The sequence below is a fragment of the Arthrobacter sp. CAN_A214 genome (assembly GCF_015751955.1).
Classification (GTDB): domain Bacteria; phylum Actinomycetota; class Actinomycetes; order Actinomycetales; family Micrococcaceae; genus Arthrobacter_D.
In genome coordinates, this window is record NZ_JADOUU010000024.1 from 1 (window position 1) to 19,974 (window position 19,974).

Genomic DNA, 19,974 nt, shown 5'->3' on the forward strand with positions numbered 1-19,974 from the left:
GTGTGGACGGTGAGGACGGTTTCTGCGCGGCGGGTGTGGACGGTGAGGACGGTTTCTGCGCGGCGGGTGTGGACGGTGAGGACGGTTTCTGCGCGTCGGGTGTGGACGGTGAAAAGGGGGACGCCGGTGACTCGGAAGGTTTCGGAGCGAAGACGGGTTTCTGCAGCGGGGAGGGGGCTGTCGCCGACAAAGATCCGGGGTTCCGCTTCTCCTCGAAGGAAGGGGCCTGCGGTGGCGTCAGGTCCTTCAGCGTTGTCGGTCTCGGCGCCGGCATCGGCGAAAGCGGGCCGGCCTGAACTACCTCGGCGGGCGGGGCGGGCCGGCGGACCGCCGGGTTGTCGAAGCGGTTGTTGAATACCGGCGCCAAGACGGGTACGAGTTCCGGTCTTGGGGCGAACCCGGGAGCATAGTCGGCGACGACGGGACCGGGCCGGTAGTTCTGCTCCCCGACGGGTACGAGCCTCCAGTTTTCCGGGTCGGCATAAGTGCCGTCCAGGATTGTTTCGAAGTGGAGATGGCATCCGGTGGAGGAACCGGTGGTTCCGACCTTGGCGATGGCGGTGCTCACATTCACCGCATCGCCTTTCTTGACCGAGATGCTCTCCAGGTGGTTGTAGGTGGTCACCAACCCATTTCCGTGGTCCAGCTCGATGCGGTTGCCTCCACCCCCCGCGTGCCACCCCACTGAAGTGACAACTCCAGCATCGGCGGAAAAAACAGTTGTTCCGCAGGATGCAGCGAAATCCAGGCCCCAGTGGAATTCCCCAGGGGAACCGTCGAGGGGATTGGTGCGGAGACCGAAGGATGAGCTCGGGTTGAGCTGCCGAAGCGGCGCCACCAGCGTGCCGGCGGCCGGCCTCTCAACCTGCAGGAATTCCGTGGACGAGTTGGCAAGGAGGGTATGGGCATCTCGAGCCCGGACGATCTCGAAACGGTTCTCCGTTGGCGTGGCCTTCGGTGGCTCGGAGTCCTCACCGAATGGGTTCGTGGGATCAGAAGCGCCCGCCAACGTACCGCGTGGCGCAAGAAGGCCGCGTCCTGCGAGGTCCGATGAGGGGGCCTTGTCGATACCGGAACGCGCATTGGCCCCGGTTGAGGCGCTGCCTACACTGTGCAACTGCGGCGTTGATCCTGGGCTCTGGTAGCCGGAGGTGGAGACCGCGGCGAGAACAATGAACACGCCGAGGCCTGATCGTGCGGCAACCCGACTGTTCCATGCGGCTTTTCGAGTGCCGGTAAACGGCCAAAACTTTGTCATTACGATCTCCATAAACTTCCCCGCGAAGGAGAAGAAAGACGTTGTACCCCGCCAATGTCCTGGCGCTCACCTGTGAGAGACCGCCTGCACCTACTAAACCAACTCGCGGTTGGGAAATCCTTAGGGCGTGAGACCGTGCGATGAAACTCATCATAAAGCGCGGAGGTGTCTTCCGGACCTCAACTGCCGATATCCAGAAAATCATGCGCTTAACCTGCGGCGAGCTTGTGGAGCCTCAATGCCTCGACCACCAGGTTGTGATCCTGAAGCTGCGGCAGTCCGGAAACGGTCACCGTGGCCACCGGGCCTGCGCCACGGATGTAGAAGGGAAACGAGCCGCCGTGTGCTGCATAGATCGCTGTGTCGAACAGCGGATTGTCCTCGGCGCGTCCGCCTCCCCGCCGCGCACGGAGTCCCACGAGGAGTGAGGGTATTGCATACCTTGCTGCCGTGCGGCTCTTGGCCCTGAGCCAGAGGTCGTTGTCAGGGGTTGCGCCGTCGAGGGCGGCATGGAAAAGCACATGGTCGGACCGCCTGATGTCGACGGCGATGGGCAGCGCACTGTCGGTACCCAGTTCCACGAGGCGCATCCCGAGGGATATGGCTTCGTTGTTGGAGAAACTCTCGAAGTGCAACTCCGCTATTTCCGCCTCGACGCGCCGGATAAGGGAGTTCAGCGCAGCTTCGGACTGCACACCCGGATGATCAGGATCAAAGGGGGTGTTTTCTGGTTTCATCGCCCCAATCTACCCGCCCGCCACCGACTGGATAATCATCACGGTGGCGCCGGGATTCACGGGGGTGTCGAGCATGTCCAGTCCGCGCACGTCCTCGCCGTCCACATAGATATTGACGTAGCGGCGCAAGCTCCCTGTCTCATCACGGATCCGCTGGCTCAGCAAGGGTTTGCCGTCTCCGACCCTATTGAGCAGGTGTCCCACGGTGGTGGGTCCACTGACTTCCACGGGGATCTCGCTTCGGCCTTCCAGGAACCGCCGCAGCAGGGTGGGAATCAATACGGTGACAGCGCCGTCGGTCATCGGGCGCTACCCGGCGACGACGGCGGCGCGCACCGTGAGCACGTCCGGCAGATGGGAGGCCACCTCGGTGAACGTGGCACCCTCGTCGGGACTCGCGTACACGCTTCCACCCCGCGTGCCGAAATAGACGCCGGCCGGCTCGGCAGTATCGACGCAGGCGGCGTCGCGCAGCACCGCGTTGTATTCAAGGGGCGGAAGGCCGTGGTCCAGTTGCTGCCAGGTGGTGCCGGCGTCGTCGGTCCTGTGGACCGCGAGCTTGCCGTCGGGAGGGAAGCGTTCGCCGTCGGCCTTCAGCGGAATCACCCAGGCGGTCCCGCCGCGGCGGGGGTGGGTAAGCATCACGAAGCCGAAGTCGGAGGGGAGCCCGTCCGCAATGGACTGCCAGGTATCACCGGAGTCCTGGGACACGTAGACCCCATGGTGGTTCTGCGCGTACAGGCGGTCGGGATTTTCGGCATCCCGAGCCACCTTGTGGACGCACTGCCCGAATTCGGGCTGGGGATCGGGCAGGAAATAGGCCGAGATACCACTGTTGCGCGGCTCCCAGGAAGCACCGCCGTCGAGCGAGCGGTAGACGCCGCCGGTGCTCATGGCTGCATGGACGGTATCGTCGGCCGGACTGGGCAATACGGTATGGGCCGCGGCACCCCCGAAACCGGCACCCCACTCGGAGCGGTGGGGGTGGTCCCACAGGCCCCGGTTCAGATCGAAGTGTTCGCCGCCGTCGGTCGATTTCCACACGGAGATAGGCTCGCAGCCGGCCCAGACAACCCCAGGGCGGCTCTCGGCGTCGGGCTGGATCTGCCAGACGCGTGCAAGCGCGGCGTCGTCCCCGGCATCGAACCTGATGCCGCCCTCCTGTGGCTCCGTCCAGGTTTCACCGAGGTCGTCGGAGTGCACGATGCAGGGGCCCCAATGCCAGGACATGCTGCCGACCAGAATGCGCGTCCGACCGCCGCGGGTATCGATGCCGATGCTGGGCACCTCCTGCATCGGAAATTTCGGCTCGGAAAGGGTCCAGGACTGCCGGTCGTTGCTGGTGGCGAGCCACAATCCTTTCTTGGTGCCGATGGCAAGGAGGGTGGTGCTCGTTCCAGGAGTGCTCATGACTGCCCCGATGAAGTCCGGATTCGTGAGGTTGGTTGGTGCCTTTAGGAAGAATGGCACACGCACCCTTGCCTGTATATAGGTGGCCGCCGCCTAAACCGCGGGCATGGCCGTTTTCATCGACCCCCCGCGCTGGCCTGCCCACGGAACGGTGTTCTCCCACCTCGTCTCGGATTCCTCCCTCGAGGAACTCCACTCGTTCGCCTCGGCGGCGGGCATAGGGCCGAGGGCCTTCGACCTGGACCACTATGACGTCCCGGCCCGCCGCTACCGCGATCTTGTCCGGCGCGGCGCCAAGGAGGTGGAGGGAGGGGACCTGGTGCGCCTGCTTGTTGCCAGCGGGTTGCGGGTCCCCGCCCGGCGGCGGCCCGGGCGTCTCCGGCGCACCCTCCTCCTGCGGTGGAATGAAGCGTTCACCGACCTGCCCGGTGCTGGGCAGGTCGGTGAGGAACTCCTGGGCCGGTGGGGCGAGCCGCACCGCAAATACCACACCTACGCGCACCTGCTCGCGGTCCTCGAGGCGCTCGACACCTTGTTCGACGACGACGACGACGCCGCCATCCGTCGCTCGGTGCAGCTGGCTGCGTGGTTCCACGACGCGGTGTACCAGGGGGTGGCGGGTGATGAACGCAATTCCGCAGCGCTCGCGGGGGAGCTCCTTGGCGGCCTTCCCGCCGACGATACCGCCGAAGTCCAGCGTCTTGTCCTCCTGACCATCTCCCATTCACCTTCCACGGACGACCGCGCGGGTGCACTGCTGTGCGACGCCGATCTCGCGGTGCTCGGAGGTTTGCCCGCGGACTACGCGCGGTATGTCGCCGCCGTCCGGGAGGAATACGCTTCCGTGCCTGACGCCGACTTCATCACAGGACGCGCCGGCGTCGTCCGGAGGTTGCTGGGAGTCGATCCGCTGTATCGCACGCAGCGCGCGCAGCGGTTGTGGCTTGATGCTGCCCGCGCGAATCTTGCCAACGAGCTGGCCGGTCTAGAGGGGCCAAGAACAGAAAGGAGGCCCTGACCGGGCGGGAGAAATGGGGGAAAACGCCCGAGCCGGTCAGGGCCTCACAAGGAACACTCTACAAGAAGTACCTCCCTCGGGCGCAAGCCGGATCAGTTCCCCAAAATTCAGTCGTGGGTAGGTTCGCCGGTGACGCGGTGATCCGCGTGATTGACGCCCTCGAGGATGAGGCGGGTGAGGTGTCCGTCGATAATGCTGTAGACGATATTGCGTGCTACTTTGCGCGTGGATACCAGATTTGAGAGCCGGAGTTTAGCCAAGTGCTGGCTGACAGCGGTGCGATTGGCTCCGGTCGCAGTGACGAGGGTTCCGACGTCGGCCGGTCCCTGGGTGAGGAGCCAGAGGATGTGTAGCCGGGTGGGATCAGCGAGCATTCTGAAGGTCGCCGCGCCGGCCTCAAGGCGCTGGCTGTCCGGTTCGATCGGGTGAACGAAGCTGGGCCCGCCGGCCGAGCCGCCCGAAGGCGTGGTTGGACGGGACGCGGCGGTTCGGGCGTTGCGTTGTTCGCTGATGCTGACCACTTCCCGTACCGATCCTTCATGGAATCACTACGTTACCGTTCGCGGCTCGCACTCCGGGGTGCCACTGGTGCTTCAGCCGGCCGAAGGGCCTTCGTCGAGGGCCACATGATGAGGGCCGCGATGGTTCCGGCAAGGGCGAGCCCGCCGAGGACGAGGGCCGCTGCAGTTTGGCCTGCTGCGGCTCCTACCCACCCGGCGACGGGGTAGGTGAGCATGAAACAGGCGTGGGACAGCGAGAATTGCGCGGTGAAGAGGTAGCTTCGCGTGGTGTCGGTGGCGACCCGGCGCAGAAGACGCGAGGACGGGGTGCTGATCATCGAGGTTCCGATGCCGAGGACGACCCAGAGGCCCAGGAGCAGTGCCCAGGAGCTATCCGTTGCGGCGATGACGGCCGCACCGAGGAGTCCCACGGGCACGAGTGCGCCGCCAACAAGCATGAAGGTCCGGTCGGGGGTGTGCTCGAGGATCCGAGGCGTGATGAACGCGACGATCATGGACCCGGCACCGTAGAACGCCAGGGCGATAGCGACGTCGATGTTTGATCCATTGAAGAGGGAGCGTGCATAGACGACGGTATTGACCAGGACGAGGGCTGTAGCCGTGGCCACCACGAGATTCAGGGCCATGAGCCCGCGCAGGGTTGGTTCGCGCAGGAAGATACGGGTACCGAGGGTTGTGCGGTGCATCAGGGATCCCGGATTTTGAGAGGCCGGAATCACGGGCAAGCTGGTAGCCAGGACCATCGCCGCGGACACGAGGAAGCCCGCCATCGTGCCGACGAACAGGTTGGTATACGACACCACGGCCAGCAAGGCTGCCGCCAGAAGCGGGCTGACAAGTGATTCAAGGTCGTACGCGAGCCGCGAGAGTGAGAGCGCCTTCGTGTAGTCCTTTTCATCCGGCAGCACTACCGGAATCAGCGACTGGAAGGCCGGGGTGAAAGTCGCGGACGCTGACTGCAGAATGAATACCAGCACATAGATCTGCCACACCTGATCGATGAACGGCAGGCTCAACGCAATCCCCGCACGCACCAGATCCGCACCAACGAGAACACCTTTTCGTGGCAGGCGTTCAACAAGCGCTGCCATGACGGGCGCGACGAATACGTACGCGATCATCTTGACCGTCAGAGCCGTGCCGAGCACCGCGCCGGCACGCCCTCCGGCAAGGTCGAATGCCAGCAGGCCCAATGCGACGGTGAGTAGGCCAGTCCCCAGCAGGGCAACGACCTGAGCCGTGAAGAGATTGCGATACGCGGAGCGACGCAGAACAGAAAGCATGATGGGCCCATCTGACACAGTAACGAGTTCACCCATGATACGTGCATATCTACGCACTAATGAACTCCGAAATCGAGCAGTGGTTGCGCCCCACCCCGGCCGAGGAACGGTTCACCACGAACTTGCTCATTACTGAGGTCGCATCGGCGAATGCGAAGGATAGGCACAAGAAAGCCCTAGGATTGCTCATTCACCTTAGGAACTCCTTTCACATCCGTAACAGGACTGTAGTCTTCTCGGGATTTCACTCGCCTGGGTTCACGCCATGTCCCGTTGGAGAAACTCTTGTTCCTTGCTTCCCCGTCACGACTTCTTCTTTCGGCTGTCCTGTCCTTCGCACTCCTGAGTAGTGCCATGCCCGCAGTGGCAGCATCGCTCGAGTCGCCGGTGCCGACCGTAGCTCCGTCATCATCCGCAACCGACGCTGCGACCGAGCCGTTCCTTCCTCCCGCAGCTCCACCGAGTGAGCCGGCCGCCGTCCCGCCGGGCAGTCCAGCGGCAGTTCCGAGCGAAGCGAAGAGCACTCCGACGCCGGTTGTGCCTTCCCCGGAGCCGGGCACGAAGGGCAGCACGGTCACCGTGGAGCCGGTGGCGGACCCCATGGGTCAGCCCGGTTTCAACCCGATCCTGGGAGAGCACCTGGCGGCGCCGTCGGACTCGGTGAAGATCCCGTTTGGTGGCCCCGATGGATCTGCCGCCGCGTTCGGCCAGCGCAGTGGAACTTTCAACGTCACGCTTGTCACCGTGGTCCTTTCGGGGTCCCCGAACAGTCGGATCTCCGATTTCCAACTCGATCAAGCACGGGCATCGATCACCGCGTCCAACAAGTACTGGCGGGCCGCCTCGAACGACCGCCTCGGCATGCAAATCACTGACGAGTACCGGGATGTGACGATCACGGCGAACAGCACTGACCAGTACTACGACCTCATGGCCAAAATCACCGCCCGAATGCAGTGGACGGCTACACCGAATGACGCGATGGTCGTTTATGTTCCGGTGTCGCAATTCGCCGGCGGAGTGCTCGGCGGCGGTTTCATGGACGGCTTCAACAGCGGCCGGGTCATCATGCCGGTCCCCTCCGGGTTCACCAACAATGTAATCAGCCACGAATTCGGGCACGTGCTCGGTTTGAACCACGCCAACAGCTTGCAGTGCTCCAATGGAAGCGCTGATGTCGAGTCTCCAGATGGCACTTGGGGCGACTCGGCCTGCGACTCGAGGGGCTACGGCGACACCATGGACCTGATGGGCCTGGCCCAGTACACCACGCCGCCGATCAACGCCTACCTCTGGGAATACGGAGGATTCGGCCGCGGGGATGAAATCCTTGATGCAGGTGTGGTCGAAGGCTCAAAATCCTTCACCCTCCAGCCCTGGGCGGGAACCGCGGCCCGGCGGGCAGTGAAGTTCGTGGACCCCGCAACCAGGGAAACCTACTACCTCGAGTTCCGCACACCCGTCGGTGCGAACGACGGCGGCGCAATCAACAATAACCGTGGTGTGATGATTCATAAGGAGGATGCGCGCGGGGACTGGCCGGACGCCGCGTCCCTGGCATTGACCCCTTCGAGCTACCCGTTCACCGGGTACTACAACCAGAACCACGCCTGGCAGCAGGGCTCGACGTTCCGCACCGCTCGCGGAACGACGGTGCGCATCGACTCCATCGGCAGCACGAGCGCAAGCGTCACGATCAACGGACCGTCGACCACGGCTCCGGCTCCAGTGCCGTTGTCGCAGGCAGCGGTGGCTGAGCCCTTCATTGATGCTGCTGCCAAGTTGGTGCCGGCTGTGGGGGACCCGGTCTCGGAGGTCATTTGCGGGTTGAAGGATGATGGCTGCTATCGGAGCTATGCCAATGGTGCAGTGGTGTGGTCGACCGGCACTGGTGCCGTGGCAAGTGTCAATGGTGCTGTCCGCACGGCGTGGCTGAACTCCGGTGCGCAGAACGGGCCCCTGGGTTACCCCACCTACCGTGAAATCTGCGGTATCCGGGATAACGGCTGCTACCAGTCTTTCCAGAATGGTGAGATTCTTTGGTCGGCCACTACCGGGGCACAGATCAGCCGTAGTGGTGGGATCCGCCTGACCTATCGTGCCGCGGGTGCTGAGAACGGTATTCTCGGATATCCCACCAGCGCCGAGATCTGCGGGCTGCGCGAGGGCGGTTGTTCCCAGTCCTTCCAGAATGGTGAGATTCTTTGGTCGGCCACTACCGGGGCACAGATCAGCCGTAGTGGTGGGATCCGCCTGACCTATCGTGCCGCGGGTGCTGAGAACGGTATTCTCGGATATCCCACCAGCGCCGAGATCTGCGGGCTGCGCGAGGGCGGTTGTTCCCAGTCCTTCCAGAATGGGGAGATTTTGTGGTCCGCCACGACCGGCGCTCACATCAGCCGCAGCGGCGGAATCCGCAACGCCTACCGGGCCTCCGGAGCCGAGAACGGTCTTCTCGGCTACCCGAGAAGCCCTGAGATTTGCGGCCTCAAAGACGGCGGCTGCTACCAGTCCTTCCAGCGCGGTGAAATCCTCTGGTCCGCTACTACCGGTGCGGTGATCAGCCGCAGCGGCGGAATCCGCAACGCCTACCGGGCCGCAGGGGCCGAGAACGGGGTTCTGGGGTACCCCACCAACATCGAGATTTGCGGGCTGCGCGATAACGGCTGTTACCAGTCCTTCCAGAATGGTGAGATCCTCTGGTCCGCGAAAACCGACGCACACCCCACTGTCACCGGGCCTATACGCACCACCTACCGAGCCGCGGGTGCGGAGAACGGTGTCCTGGGCTATCCCACGACAGCCCAAGCCTGCGCCACCACCACCCAGTGCACCCAAACTTTCCAGACCGGAACACTCACCGGGAATCCCACCACCGGCGTGGCGTCGGGGCGCTAGACGCGCGTCCGAGGATGCTCAGGGTGGAAAGTCCCTCAGGTGCCGGCAGCCAGATCGCCGAAGGATTGGCCGTTATCGGTGGAGACCCGTACACCTGTTCCGGTGGCGACCCACACCCGCACGGTTCCGTCGTTGGTGCTGGTGGCGGCGATTGCCGCCGGGTCGCCTTCGATGGTGCCGCGTGCCTGCCAGGAAATGCCGGCGTCGTTGCTGGTGTGGATCCGGCCGTCGGGGGTGATCCCAACAGCGTCATCGCCGCTGAATGTCGTGAACATCAGTAACGGGCTTCCGGTGACGTCGGCCCAGGTCCGTCCACTGTCCGTGGACCGGCGGAGACCGTCTTCCGTTGTCGCGAGAACCACGCCTCCGGAGGATGCCCCCGCGAGGTTATGGGCAGGAATATAGCTGGTTGCGGGTTCCCAGCGCTCCCCGTCGGTTGAAGTAAGGAGCCTTCCGTCGTGACCTACGAGCCCGTCACTGGTCGCCGCCAATGCGTGGAAGTCGGATTCGCCTTGCCGGGACACTGGTTCCCAGGTTTGCCCGGCGTCGCTGGACTGGATGAGTCCCACGGGATCTGGCAGGTTCGTTCCTGGACCGGGGTGCCCCGAAGCGAACAGGGTCCCGTCGCCGGCGGTAGTGAAACCCATCAGATCGATCGTGGGACCGATCTTGACCGCCGGTTTCCGGGAGACATCGAACAGGCCGTCGTGCGTGGCCAGCAGGACCCGGTTGGTTCCGGGGTCCACGCTCATGCCGTGGATATGTCCGGTCGGGTAATCACTCGAAGTAGGGGCGGCTGGTGGTTCGACGGTGCTCGGTGTGGTCGCGGAGCAGGCGGTCAGCAACGCGGAGCCCACTGCGAGAACCACGAGCTTTCGCGCGGTGCGGCTTCGGGTGGTGCGGGTGGAGGAGCTTCTGGTAGACGCTCGGTCGGGGTTGGGGACGTTCCAGCGAGGAGGCATGGCGGGCTGATCTTTCTGAACAGGATGGAGGGGTGCGAAGTACCTGGGCGGGACCGGTGCGGCCCCGCCCAGGCGGCTGTACGGAGAGTCTGCTGGCCGGTCACAGCTCGGTGAGCAGCGCTTCCATCTCCTGGATCTCGGCTTGCTGTGTCTCCACGATGGTTTCGGCGAGTTCAAGTGCTTCGGGATTCTGGCCGTCGTCGATCTCATCCTGGGCCATGCTGACTGCACCCTCGTGGTGGGCGGTCATGGACTCGAGGAACAGGCGTGATGCCTCGTCGCCTTCAGCCGCTTCGAGCTCGGCCATCTGGTCGTCGCTCATCATTCCGTCCATGCTGCCCGTGTCACCCATGCTGTGGCTTTCCATACCACCACTCGCTTCCATGGGCTCGTCCCAGGCTTCGAGCCAGCTGGTCATGGTCTCGATCTCGGGTCCCTGGGCGTCCTTGATTCTGGTCGCGAGGTCTGTGACCTCGGGGCTGATGTCGTCCTTCTCGAGCAGAATGTCGCTCATCGCCACCGCTTGCTGGTGGTGCGGAATCATCATCTGCGCGAACATCACATCTGCGTCATTGTGCTCCATCGAAACAGCGGTATCGGTTTGGGCTTCGGTCGTGGCGGGACTCCCGCTTGTGCCGGCCGTCGCGCTGACGGCCGGAGCCGACGTTGTTCCACTATCGGTGCTACACCCGGCAAGAGTGATCACGGCGGCAAGGCTCAGTACGGGAAGGGAGAGGTAGCGCTTCATGGTGGTGCCATCCTTCAATGATTGATTGCTGGTATCAGCTACCGGCCCGTCGAAGGGGCCGTAATACGCGCAGCCGGGGGCAGATGCCCGGCATGCGATGAGTACCCCGCAGAAATGGGGGTCCGTATTCTAGGTGCGGCTGACGCAGAGGTAAGTCAGTGAAGGAGTAGGGGAGGGGAGGAACTTCCAGCTCACGGCGGGTGGACCGCGTCTAAGGAGTGTCGTTGTGAGGGTCCGGCCGACGGGGGTCAATAGAAGCAGGGCGCCCATCAGGATCAGGGCCAGCACGCACATCCCCAGGGACATGTCATCCGCGTTACAGCCCCCGGCACACTCTGCAGCCATGGTGTGCTCCACGGGGGCATCCGCGAGGGTGGTTGCAGCCATGACGCCCTGCGTGATTACCGCAGTTGCCTTACCGGCAAGGTGGCCAGGATACGCATGTGGGATCGCATCAGCATGCGCTGACGTCGTCGCTGGGGTAGCCAGCACGGCCACGCTGCTGGACGCGGGTGGGTCGGCCAGATGATGGCTGGTGGACCCATGCCCTCCCATCCACACGTGCATGGCGAGGATCCCGGAAATTACGAACATCAGGCCGAGGAGCGTCAGGACGGCGCGCGGCATCTTGAGGGCTGCGCGGTCTGTGCTACCCCTGGTCACCGCCGGGATCCTCTCCATCGTCCCTACCTCTTCCTTCAAGCCTAGCGAGATGCTGTGGTCCGTCCCAATCGCGGATCCCGCCCGCTGCGTTCACGTGGTGCTGATTCTTTCGGGGTCGAGGTCGATCCGGCGGAGCAATTGCGCGTTCAGGGCGACGACGATCGTGGAGATGCTCATCAGGACTGCGCCCACGGCCGGGGAGAGCAGGATCCCGGCGAATGCGAGGACGCCGGCGGCGAGGGGGACGGCCAGGACGTTGTACCCGGTGGCCCAGATGAGGTTCTGGATCATTTTGCGGTAGCTCGCCCTGGACAGGTCGATCATCGCCAGGACGGACCGCGGGTCATTTCCGGCAAGGACCACACCGGCGGATTCCATGGCGACGTCGGTGCCTGCACCGATCGCGATGCCCACCTCGGCCCGCGCCAGGGCGGGTGCGTCGTTGACGCCGTCGCCGACCATGGCGACTTTCAGGCCGCGGGACTGCAGCTCGGATACCTTCGTGTCCTTGTCCTGGGGCAGGACGTCGGCGAACACTTCGTCGAGGCCGAGTTCACGGCCGACGACGTCCGCGACCTGGCGTGCGTCGCCGGTAATCATGGCGACCTTCACGCCGCGTGCCTGCAGGGCTTTCACAGCGTCCCGGGATTCCTCCCGCACCCGGTCCTCAAGGCGAACCGCGCCGACAATCTGCCCTTCGCGGACGATGTGGAGTACCGACGCTCCGCGCCCTACCCATTCCTGGACTGTCCCGGAGATGGCGGCAGGGGTGCTGAGCCCTAGTTCTTTCAGCAGATTCGGCCCGCCGACGGCGATGTCCCTGCCCTGCACAGCGGCCCGCACCCCGCGTCCGGTCAGTGAGGAGAAGTCGGTGCCGGTGTAGGAAAGGGCTGCCGCCTCGGGGTTCTCCCGCGCGGCGGTGACGATGGCGCGGGCGACGGGGTGTTCGCTGTCGGATTCGGCTGCTGCGGCCAAGGCCAACAGCTCGGCCTCACTGGTTCCTTCAATGGTGGTGACGGCGGTGACGGCGTGCTTGCCCTCGGTGAGGGTGCCGGTCTTGTCGAACAGGACGACGTCGATGGTGCGCATGCGTTCCAGGGCGATCCGGTTCTTGATGAGGACCCCGGCCTTGGCTGCGCGTTCGGTGGAGATCGCGATGACGAGGGGAATGGCCAGGCCCAGGGCGTGGGGGCAGGCGATGACCAGGACGGTGACGGTGCGGATCACCGCATCGTTCGGGCTTCCCAGTACCAGCCAGGCGATGAAAGTGATGATGCCGGCGCCCAGGGCGAAGTAGAAGAGCAGGGCAGCCGCCCGGTCGGCCAGGGCCTGCGCCTTGGAGGAGGAGGCCTGGGCTTCGGCGACGAGGCGCTGGATGCCGGCCAGGGTGGTATCCGATCCGACGGCGGTCACTTTCACGCGAACCGCGTTGTCGGTGGCCACGGTACCGGCAACCACTGTCTCCCCGGCCGTCCGGGATACGGGCCGGGACTCCCCGGTGATCATTGCTTCGTCGAACTCGGCTGTCCCTTCGGTGATGGTGCCGTCGGCCGGGACGCGGGCGCCGGAGCGGACCAGCACCACATCCCCGGCGGCGAGCGAGCTGACCGGTACCGTCTCGACGCCGCTGTCGGTGATTTTTTCAGCCTCGTCGGGCAGGAGGGCGGCCAGGGCGTCAAGGGCGCCGGCCGCCGAACCGAGGGCCCGCATTTCCATCCAGTGGCCCAGCAGCATGATGACCACCAGCAGGGCGAGCTCCCACCAGAAGTCCAGGTCGAAGCCCCCGATCCCCAGGGTCGTCACCCAGGAGGCGAGGAAGGCCACGGTGATCGCCATGGCAATCAGCAGCATCATGCCCGGTTGCCGGGACTTCAGCTCAGTGAGCCCGCCCTTGAGGAACGGCATGCCGCCGTAGACGAAGATGATGGTTCCCAGGATCGGGGAAATCCAGGCAGAGCCGGGGAACTCCGGCGGCATGTAGCCAAGGAGCATGGTGAACATGGGGCTGAAGGCGACCACGGGGATGGCCAGGGCCAGGCTGATCCAGAACCTGTCCTTGAACATCGCCGTCGAGTGGCCGGCGTGCTGGCCCTGGCCATGGACCTGGTGCTCATCATCCACAGGGTGGTGCTGGGCTCCCAGTGCGGAATGGGGGGCATCCTCCGGCATGGCCTGGCCGTGGGTCCGCTCATCCGCCGGCCCATGCTGGTCCTCGTGCTGAGGTGGTGGTGTTGTGTGGGGTCCAGCTGCATGGTGTGTCATGTCAAAACCTTCCTCCGGAGGATCCGAAACTATACCCCCAGGGGGTATATGTCAAGAACCTCGGTGAGACTCGCGCCGAAGCATGCCGCCGCTGCGAAACCGCGTGCCGTGAGCTCGCCGCAACCCTGGGCTGATTGCTCGCCGCAACCCTGGGCTGACGCTCACCCGCGGGCCGGGCTGCCGGCCACTGGTCCGCCGGGATCGGGAGTTTGCGGGTGTTGCATACCGGGAAGCTAGGCCCGGTTGCCGCCGTCGTCGTGCGGGTATTGCAGGGGATTCTCCCGCCACGTCTTTTGCTCCTCCGGCGCTGGTCCGTAGCCGGGGCGTAGGAGCGGCTCGTCCGGATCGTCCTCGCTGCTCGGGACGCGCGCGCTGCCCTGGTGCATCAGCCAGTAGCCCCTCGCCAACAGGCCGGCGGCAGTGAGGATGAGCACCATGCCGATCGCAAACATCAGGGCGGTCCCCGACGGGGCCAGCTGGCCGGAGGACGCGGATCGTGCGAAATCCGACACGGCCTGGGGCACGAAGAGCGTGCTGATGAACAGGAGAAGGCCGGCGGCGAGATAGTGCTTCACACCGGTTTTCATGGGCCCCCCTGAAGTTGACGCCCGGACGGGCAGGTTCTTCCAGCTTAAACGATTCCCCTGGCCCGCCCAGCCCGTTACCGGCTTATAGGGTGAAGCTGTGAGCGATACTGCGCTGGGAAGCCGGCACCTCAGCCGTACCATCCTCCGGCTTGCCGTGCCCGCCTTCGGCGCCTTGATCGCAGAGCCGCTGTTCCTGTTGGCGGACTCCGCGATCGTGGGCCACCTGGGGGTAGAGGAACTTGCCGGTGTGGGTCTCGCCGCGACGGTGCTGCAGACCGCCGTCGGACTCATGGTGTTCCTTGCCTACGCCACCACTCCGGCTGTCGCGCGGCTGCTCGGTGCCAACCGGCTCCCGCAGGCACTTGCCGCCGGTCGTGACGGCGTCGGTCTGGCACTGGCCCTGGGTGTCGGGCTGTCGGTGGCCGGGTGGATCAGCGCGCCCGCGCTTGCGTCAGCCATGGGAGCCGACGGAGAAGTGCACGCGTTCGCCGTCGACTACCTGCGCTACTCGATGCCGGGCCTCACCGCCATGCTCGTGGTGCTCGCAGCAACCGGTGTCCTCCGCGGACTGCAGGACACCACCACCCCGCTGGTAGTCGCGGGTGTGGGGTTCGGAGTCAACATCGCGCTGAACTATCTCCTCGTTTACGGGGCAGGGATGTCAGTGGCAGGGTCCGCCCTCGGCACCAGTATCACGCAGTGGGGCATGGCGGTGGTGTATCTGGTGATCCTGGTCAGGGGGCTCCGTGCATCCGCGGTTCCGCTGCGCCCCTCGCTGCGGGGTATCCGCACGACGGCGTCGGTGGGGTCATGGTTGATGCTCCGCACGGCGAGCCTGCGCTTCGCGATCCTCGCCACAGTGTTCGTCGCGACGGACCAGGGTCCGCTGTCCCTCGCTGCACACCAGCTCGTCATGACCGTCTTCACCTTCCTCGCCTTCGCCCTCGACGCGCTCGCCATCGCCGCGCAGGCCCTCATCGGGAAGGAGCTGGGCTCAGGCAACAAGCCGCTGGCCCGTGCGCTGACCCGGCGCATGGTGGTGTGGGGTCTCGGTTTCGGAGCCGGAACCGGAGCCCTGCTCGCCCTTGCCGCGCCATTCGCCGGCTGGATCTTCACCACCGACCAGAGTGTCCAGTCCGCATTCGCCGCGGGCCTGTGGATCCTGGCCGTTTCTCAGCCCGTGTGCGGGCTTGTCTTCGTGCTCGACGGCGTCCTCATCGGGGCAGGGGACGCACGGTATCTGGCGCTCGCCGGCGTCGTCAACCTCGTGGTCTACCTTCCGCTGCTTGCTGCGGTCTACAGCGCGAACCTCACCGGCAATGCGGGGATCGCCTGGCTGTGGACAGCGTTCGGCCTCGGCTACATGGCAGCCCGGGCGCTCACCCTGGGCTGGCGCGTGCGGAACGACGGCTGGATGGTCACCGGTGCCGAGCGTCGCACCGGCGCATCTGCCGCCAGCGAATACGGTGCGCCGGCACCGGGCGACGCCGTAAACTAGGAAGGGCTGTTCTACCAGTTGTAGAAACTGGAGAAGCGATCGAGAAAAGCACCACCGGAAGGAATGCACGTGGCCAAGAGCCAACCGGGGAAACCCACGCAGGGCAGGATGCGCTACGGCATCAAGGGACCGCTCCTGTTTTCAGCGGTGCTCGGCCTCGTGGCCGGTGGAGCGACGGCGATCTTCGCGACAGGCGGCGGCAGCAAGGAGTTCCGGCTGGACCTGGGGCTGACGGCCGGGGGCATCGCCTTCATCACCTCGCTGGTGATCTGCGCAATGCTCATGATGGCTGAAACTCCCAACGCCGAGCACCTGGGCAAGGGCTCCGGCGTCAATCGGTCGTCGGCCAAACCCGACAGGCCTGCGGCGGAAGCCGGTTCGGCGAAAAATGCGCAACCCGGTGCTACACGAGCCGACCCGGACGAAGAGCCGCGCTACGGGCAGAGGCTGCCCGACAAGGACGCCTGAGGCTCCAGACGCGCCCGCCGTCACATGGCGGGCAGGGAGCGTGCAGGTCCGGTGCTTCCCCGGACCTGGATCTCTGTCCTGAATATGGTTTCAGGTTCTTCCGGGACGCTACCCTGTAGAAGCTGGTGAAGGCGGTGCCAGGCCTGCTCGCCGAGCATCGTCAGCGGCACGGCCGCGGTGGTCAACGGCGGAGAGGTATAGGCGGCAAAAGGAATATCGTCGAAGCCTGTGACGGACAGGTCCTGCGGAACGCTGACGCCCTGTTCATGAAGTCCGCTCAGCAGTCCCATGGCCACAAGGTCATTGAAAGCCATCACACCGGTGGCCCCGCTGGCGACAACCAGGGACGCGGCGTCGTACCCCGAGGCGAAGCTGAAGCCGCACTGTTCCAGGGAGACCTCCACAGCAGGATGGGAGGCGCGAAACGAGTCGAGCCCCAGGAGCCGGAGGCGGTTGGACGCACTGGTTTCGGGTCCGGAAAGGAAGAGGAGGCGGCGGTGCCCCAGCTCCACCAGGTGCTCCGCCAGCTCCTGTATTCCCTGCGCATAGTCAACGGACAAGCTCGGAGTTCCGTCAGAGGCGTTCCTGTTGATCAGCACCATCGGCTGGAGGCTGGGAGCGAGTTCATTGAGCTCCGCTTCATTCATGCGGGGTGCGCACAGCACTACCCCGTCACCCCTCCGCCTCGCTTCCGCGGCCAGGATGCTCTCCTCGCTCGATGTCTCTGAGGAGTCCGCGATGAGTACTCGGTATCCGTCCTCGGCCGCCGCGCTGCTCAGGCCGTGCAGGACCGCCTGAAACATCGGGTTGGCGAGATCCGGGACCAGAATGCCGATGGTCTCCGTCTTTCCGCGTGCAAGGCTGCGGCCTACGGGGTTGGCCTGGTACTTCAATTCCCCCGCAACTGAACGCACTCGAGCCGCGATCGTTGGATCCACAGTGAAGCTGCCGTTCATGACACGCGAGACCGTAGCGAGGGACACTCCTGCCTGTGCTGCGACGTCGGCGATTCCGACGCGGCGGGCAACAGCTCTCTTCTGCATCGCTTGCCTCCCTTTGAGCCCCTCGGCGATCGACAAAACGTTGACGGAGTTGCCTCAGATTTGATACAAAGCATATAACGCCAATGAGAAAACGTTTTCTCGTTCTTGCCGACACCCGTTGCGGGTAGCCGGGCCGCAGATCATTCATCCCCTGAAAGGATGCCCTCTTCGCATGGACATCGTCGACACGATCACCACCACGCCAGACACCGACCGAGTTGCCGAGGGCCTAACTGGGAACACCGCGTCCGACCGCACGCGCTTCGCGCTGGTGGGCACCGGCGCCCGCTCGGAAATGTACATCCGGGCCATCCTCACCGACCACTCGGACTCAGCGGAGCTCGCAGGCCTGAGCGATGTGAATCCCGGACGTGTGCAGTACTACCAGAACCTCGCAGTCGAGCTGGCGGGAGCCCAGGAAGGATCGGAACCACCGGTTGCTTTTGATCCAGCCGCCCTGACGGCGTTCATCACCGAGCAGAACATCCAGCGCGTGATCGTGACAACCCCCGATTTCACCCATGCGGACTATATCGTGGAGGCGCTCCATGCAGGAGCGGACGTCGTCGTCGAAAAGCCCCTGACGATCGATGCCGAGGGGTGTCGCCGCATCAATGAAGCTGTTGCCGAAACCGGCAAGAATGTAATCGTCACCTTCAATTACCGATATTCGCCGCGCAACAGTGCGCTGAAGGACCTGATTCAGAGCGGGACGATCGGCACCGTGACATCGATCGACTTCACGTGGATGCTCGATACCGTCCACGGAGCGGACTACTTCCGCCGGTGGCACAGGGAAAAAGCAAAGTCCGGTGGGCTGCTGATCCATAAGGCGTCCCACCATTTCGACCTGGTGAACTGGTGGATCAATGACTCTCCGACCCGCGTCTACGCGTCGGGGGGCCTTCGCTTCTATGGCGGAGAGAACGCCGCGGGCCGGGGGCTGGGGTCGCGGCCCGACCGCGGAACGCACGACGGCGAGGCGAAGGACAATTTTTCGCTCGACCTCCGTGATGATGAGCGTTTGAAGGCCCTGTACTACGACAACGAGCACTTCGACGGGTACCGCCGTGATCAGGACGTCTTCACGGACGGGATCACCATTGAGGACAACCTCGCTTTGGTGGTCGATTACGACGGCGGGCCGACCCTCAGCTACTCCCTCAATGCCCACAGCCCGTGGGAGGGCTACCGCGTTGCGGTCAATGGAACGGAGGGCCGTCTCGAGCTCGAGGTGGTTGAACGCGCTGCCGTGGAGAGCAGCACTGACCGCAAGACCGTCGTCGACCCCAGTGCCACGCCTGTGGAAGAGGACGACGCCATCCGCCGGAACGGCGAACGGCTCGTGGCGCAGCGCCACTGGGAACCTGCCTACGAGGTCCCCATCGTCAACGGGGCGGGTGCCCACGGCGGCGGTGACACGCTCCTGCTGTCGGACCTCTTCAACGGGCCGGGCGACGATCCGCTGGGACGGCCCTCCGGCTACCTCGACGGCGTGCGGTCCGTCGCTGTCGGAATCGCTGGAAACGAGTCCCTGCGGACAGGGGCACCGGTTCTCATCAGGGACCTGTTGCTCGGCGTCGAGTTGGGGCGCACCGAACAACAGCGTGCCTGATCCCGCCACCACCAGACGAAGGAATCCAGAACGATGAGCAAAGTACTTGTAACCGGAGGCTCGGGCAGGCTGGGGCGCAGCGTGGTGGCCGGGCTGGCCGCCTCGGGATTGACCGTGGTTTCCGTCGACCGACAGATCGTGGAGGCGGATCAGTTCCCGGCGGGCGTGGTGCAGGACGCCGTGGACCTCACCGCTCCCGGTGAAGCGTTCCGGGTGATCTCGGGACACGCCCCCGATGCCGTCATCCACCTCGCGGCGATCGCCGTTCCCTTCAGTGCCCCCGAGAACGTCATCTTCGAGACGAACAGCAAGCTCGCGTTCGCGGTTCTCGGCGCAGCTACCGAAGCCGGGGTCCGCAAGATCATCACGGCGAGCAGCCCCACCGTCCTCGGATACGGCAATCCGGCCGGCTGGTTGCCGGATGCCCTTCCGCTCGATGAGCGGACCGAACCCCGGCCATGGAACGCCTACGCACTCTCCAAGCTTCTTGCCGAACAGGTCATGCAGATGTTCGCGACGGCCAACGGGAATTCCGTGCGCTACGCGGCGTTCCGCCCCTGTTTCGTCATCTCACCCGAGGAATGGCTCGGAGCACCCACCCAGCAGGGCCACACCGTGGCGGAACGACTCGCCGATCCGACGCTCGCAGCGCCCGCGCTCTTCAACTATGTGGATGCCCGCGATGCCGCCGACTTCCTCATCACCCTGCTGGACCGGATGGACGACATCCCCAATGCGCAGACGTTCTTCGTCGGTGCCGAGGACGCCCTGGCAAGCGAGCCGCTGGCAGACCTCCTGCCGCAGTACCTCCCGGGGTCGGAGGAGTTGGCTGCTGCCCTGACGGGTTCCAGCCCGGCTTTCTCGATCGCCAAGGCCCGGGACCTGCTCGGCTGGAGGCCCACCCGGAGTTGGCGCACCGAACTGGCGGACTCCCCGGTGGTCTCCGCAGGCGCTCCAGGACACAGCGTTGCGTCCTGACGTAGGAAGCCCGACGAAAGGCGGT

The 19,974-nt window shown here is 64.9% G+C and carries 18 protein-coding genes; 6 read left to right on the forward strand and 12 right to left on the reverse strand.

Features of this window, described 5'->3' with window-relative positions; translation table 11 throughout:
- The 4 genes from IWX65_RS14625 to IWX65_RS14640 form a co-directional block, all read right to left on the reverse strand.
- The coding region (locus tag IWX65_RS14625; RefSeq protein ID WP_196883943.1) for a M23 family metallopeptidase at nucleotides 1-1,258 on the reverse strand (1,258 nt) is incomplete at its 3' end.
- A gap of 209 nt (nucleotides 1,259-1,467) precedes the next feature.
- Nucleotides 1,468-1,995 (reverse strand): heme-degrading domain-containing protein, encoded by a 528-nt coding sequence (locus IWX65_RS14630; RefSeq protein WP_196883944.1) that lies wholly within the window; start codon nucleotides 1,993-1,995, stop codon nucleotides 1,468-1,470.
- 9 nt (nucleotides 1,996-2,004) lie between these two features.
- Entirely contained in the window at nucleotides 2,005-2,298 is a 294-nt protein-coding gene (locus IWX65_RS14635) for a MoaD/ThiS family protein (protein WP_196883945.1), read from the reverse strand.
- Between the two features lie 6 nt (nucleotides 2,299-2,304).
- A complete protein-coding gene (locus IWX65_RS14640) occupies nucleotides 2,305-3,405 on the reverse strand; it encodes a WD40/YVTN/BNR-like repeat-containing protein (protein ID WP_196883977.1) in 1,101 nt (366 codons plus the stop codon).
- A gap of 106 nt (nucleotides 3,406-3,511) precedes the next feature.
- Between IWX65_RS14640 and IWX65_RS14645 the strand changes: the two genes are divergently transcribed.
- On the forward strand, nucleotides 3,512-4,423 hold the full coding sequence (locus IWX65_RS14645) for a DUF4031 domain-containing protein (RefSeq protein ID WP_196883946.1): 912 nt from the start codon (nucleotides 3,512-3,514) through the stop codon (nucleotides 4,421-4,423).
- A 107-nt stretch (nucleotides 4,424-4,530) separates the two neighbouring features.
- Here IWX65_RS14645 and IWX65_RS14650 read toward each other — a convergent pair whose 3' ends face one another.
- Nucleotides 4,531-4,935 (reverse strand): ArsR/SmtB family transcription factor, encoded by a 405-nt coding sequence (locus tag IWX65_RS14650; RefSeq protein WP_442859205.1) that lies wholly within the window; start codon nucleotides 4,933-4,935, stop codon nucleotides 4,531-4,533.
- A gap of 41 nt (nucleotides 4,936-4,976) precedes the next feature.
- Nucleotides 4,977-6,227, reverse strand: a complete 1,251-nt coding sequence (locus IWX65_RS14655; protein ID WP_196883948.1) for an MFS transporter — start codon at nucleotides 6,225-6,227, stop codon at nucleotides 4,977-4,979.
- A gap of 354 nt (nucleotides 6,228-6,581) precedes the next feature.
- Here IWX65_RS14655 and IWX65_RS14660 point away from each other — a divergent pair, with 354 nt between their 5' ends.
- Nucleotides 6,582-9,125 carry a hypothetical protein gene (locus IWX65_RS14660; RefSeq protein ID WP_196883950.1) on the forward strand — a complete coding sequence of 848 codons (2,544 nt, stop codon included), beginning with the start codon at nucleotides 6,582-6,584 and terminating at the stop codon, nucleotides 9,123-9,125.
- Nucleotides 9,126-9,160: 35 nt separating this feature from the next.
- Here the strand turns inward: IWX65_RS14660 and IWX65_RS14665 are convergent, their stop codons facing one another.
- The 5 genes from IWX65_RS14665 to IWX65_RS14685 form a co-directional block, all read right to left on the reverse strand.
- Nucleotides 9,161-10,087 (reverse strand): F510_1955 family glycosylhydrolase, encoded by a 927-nt coding sequence (locus tag IWX65_RS14665; protein WP_334683889.1) that lies wholly within the window; start codon nucleotides 10,085-10,087, stop codon nucleotides 9,161-9,163.
- A 100-nt stretch (nucleotides 10,088-10,187) separates the two neighbouring features.
- On the reverse strand, nucleotides 10,188-10,835 hold the full coding sequence (locus tag IWX65_RS14670) for a DUF305 domain-containing protein (RefSeq protein ID WP_196883952.1): 648 nt from the start codon (nucleotides 10,833-10,835) through the stop codon (nucleotides 10,188-10,190).
- A gap of 129 nt (nucleotides 10,836-10,964) precedes the next feature.
- The gene (locus IWX65_RS14675; protein WP_196883954.1) at nucleotides 10,965-11,498 is read right to left on the reverse strand and encodes a hypothetical protein; all 534 of its coding nucleotides are present in this window, start codon (nucleotides 11,496-11,498) and stop codon (nucleotides 10,965-10,967) included.
- Between the two features lie 90 nt (nucleotides 11,499-11,588).
- Nucleotides 11,589-13,760 carry a heavy metal translocating P-type ATPase gene (locus IWX65_RS14680; protein ID WP_442859203.1) on the reverse strand — a complete coding sequence of 724 codons (2,172 nt, stop codon included), beginning with the start codon at nucleotides 13,758-13,760 and terminating at the stop codon, nucleotides 11,589-11,591.
- Nucleotides 13,761-13,993: 233 nt separating this feature from the next.
- Nucleotides 13,994-14,347 carry a hypothetical protein gene (locus IWX65_RS14685; protein WP_196883956.1) on the reverse strand — a complete coding sequence of 118 codons (354 nt, stop codon included), beginning with the start codon at nucleotides 14,345-14,347 and terminating at the stop codon, nucleotides 13,994-13,996.
- 97 nt (nucleotides 14,348-14,444) lie between these two features.
- On the opposite strand from IWX65_RS14685, the gene IWX65_RS14690 reads away from it, so the two are divergent.
- Both IWX65_RS14690 and IWX65_RS14695 read left to right on the forward strand, forming a co-directional pair.
- The gene (locus IWX65_RS14690; protein WP_196883958.1) at nucleotides 14,445-15,845 is read left to right on the forward strand and encodes an MATE family efflux transporter; all 1,401 of its coding nucleotides are present in this window, start codon (nucleotides 14,445-14,447) and stop codon (nucleotides 15,843-15,845) included.
- Between the two features lie 63 nt (nucleotides 15,846-15,908).
- The gene (locus tag IWX65_RS14695; protein WP_334683890.1) at nucleotides 15,909-16,313 is read left to right on the forward strand and encodes a hypothetical protein; all 405 of its coding nucleotides are present in this window, start codon (nucleotides 15,909-15,911) and stop codon (nucleotides 16,311-16,313) included.
- A gap of 20 nt (nucleotides 16,314-16,333) precedes the next feature.
- Here the strand turns inward: IWX65_RS14695 and IWX65_RS14700 are convergent, their stop codons facing one another.
- On the reverse strand, nucleotides 16,334-17,356 hold the full coding sequence (locus IWX65_RS14700) for a LacI family DNA-binding transcriptional regulator (protein WP_196883962.1): 1,023 nt from the start codon (nucleotides 17,354-17,356) through the stop codon (nucleotides 16,334-16,336).
- Between the two features lie 172 nt (nucleotides 17,357-17,528).
- Between IWX65_RS14700 and IWX65_RS14705 the strand changes: the two genes are divergently transcribed.
- Together IWX65_RS14705 and IWX65_RS14710 are read left to right on the forward strand one after the other, a co-directional pair.
- Nucleotides 17,529-18,971, forward strand: a complete 1,443-nt coding sequence (locus IWX65_RS14705) for a Gfo/Idh/MocA family protein (RefSeq protein ID WP_196883964.1) — start codon at nucleotides 17,529-17,531, stop codon at nucleotides 18,969-18,971.
- A 33-nt stretch (nucleotides 18,972-19,004) separates the two neighbouring features.
- Nucleotides 19,005-19,949: an NAD-dependent epimerase/dehydratase family protein gene (locus tag IWX65_RS14710; RefSeq protein WP_196883966.1), complete on the forward strand. Its 945-nt coding sequence runs from the start codon at nucleotides 19,005-19,007 to the stop codon at nucleotides 19,947-19,949.
- The last annotated feature ends 25 nt before the right edge of the window (nucleotides 19,950-19,974 follow it).

Bases quoted from the DNA above. Each gene is read 5' to 3' on its own strand.
- IWX65_RS14655 (WP_196883948.1), bottom strand. From the start codon at position 6,227: ATGCTTTCTGTTCTGCGTCGCTCCGCGTATCGCAATCTCTTCACGGCT.
- IWX65_RS14705 (WP_196883964.1), top strand. From the start codon at position 17,529: ATGGACATCGTCGACACGATCACCACCACGCCAGACACCGACCGAGTT.
- IWX65_RS14700 (WP_196883962.1), bottom strand. From the start codon at position 17,356: ATGCAGAAGAGAGCTGTTGCCCGCCGCGTCGGAATCGCCGACGTCGCA.
- IWX65_RS14710 (WP_196883966.1), top strand. From the start codon at position 19,005: ATGAGCAAAGTACTTGTAACCGGAGGCTCGGGCAGGCTGGGGCGCAGC.
- IWX65_RS14670 (WP_196883952.1), bottom strand. From the start codon at position 10,835: ATGAAGCGCTACCTCTCCCTTCCCGTACTGAGCCTTGCCGCCGTGATC.
- IWX65_RS14695 (WP_334683890.1), top strand. From the start codon at position 15,909: ATGCACGTGGCCAAGAGCCAACCGGGGAAACCCACGCAGGGCAGGATG.
- IWX65_RS14680 (WP_442859203.1), bottom strand. From the start codon at position 13,760: ATGACACACCATGCAGCTGGACCCCACACAACACCACCACCTCAGCAC.
- IWX65_RS14645 (WP_196883946.1), top strand. From the start codon at position 3,512: ATGGCCGTTTTCATCGACCCCCCGCGCTGGCCTGCCCACGGAACGGTG.
- IWX65_RS14660 (WP_196883950.1), top strand. From the start codon at position 6,582: ATGCCCGCAGTGGCAGCATCGCTCGAGTCGCCGGTGCCGACCGTAGCT.
- IWX65_RS14685 (WP_196883956.1), bottom strand. From the start codon at position 14,347: ATGAAAACCGGTGTGAAGCACTATCTCGCCGCCGGCCTTCTCCTGTTC.
- IWX65_RS14630 (WP_196883944.1), bottom strand. From the start codon at position 1,995: ATGAAACCAGAAAACACCCCCTTTGATCCTGATCATCCGGGTGTGCAG.
- IWX65_RS14635 (WP_196883945.1), bottom strand. From the start codon at position 2,298: ATGACCGACGGCGCTGTCACCGTATTGATTCCCACCCTGCTGCGGCGG.
- IWX65_RS14640 (WP_196883977.1), bottom strand. From the start codon at position 3,405: ATGAGCACTCCTGGAACGAGCACCACCCTCCTTGCCATCGGCACCAAG.
- IWX65_RS14665 (WP_334683889.1), bottom strand. From the start codon at position 10,087: ATGCCTCCTCGCTGGAACGTCCCCAACCCCGACCGAGCGTCTACCAGA.